Below are 257 nucleotides of genomic sequence, written 5' to 3'. Positions count from 1 at the left end.
TAGGATTCGTGACTGGGGTGAAGTCGTAACAAGGTAGCCGTATCGGAAGGTGCGGCTGGATCACCTCCTTTCTAGAGTCGCACTGGTCTTCGGATCATCCTCAAGCGTTCACACTTATCGACTGTAAATCAAGAAGAACAGCATTTGGGGCTGTAGCTCAGCTGGTTAGAGCACCGTGTTGATAACGCGGGGGTCGTTGGTTCGAGTCCAACCAGCCCTACCAGTTTCGCCTGAATACAAACGGGGGATTAGCTCAG

At 52.1% G+C, this 257-nt stretch carries 1 tRNA gene and 1 rRNA gene; both read left to right on the top strand.

What is annotated here, in order from left to right:
- Nucleotides 1-71 (top strand): 16S ribosomal RNA (locus H3H37_RS25510); the annotation flags it as partial.
- A gap of 75 nt (nt 72-146) precedes the next feature.
- Nucleotides 147-223, top strand: a tRNA-Ile gene (locus H3H37_RS25505).
- Nucleotides 224-257 lie beyond the last annotated feature (34 nt).

The sequence above is a fragment of the Rugamonas brunnea genome, assembly GCF_014042345.1.
Classification (GTDB): domain Bacteria; phylum Pseudomonadota; class Gammaproteobacteria; order Burkholderiales; family Burkholderiaceae_D; genus Rugamonas; species Rugamonas brunnea.
Note: the sequence above shows the minus strand (reverse complement) of the source record. Positions and strands in the feature narration are given on the sequence as shown.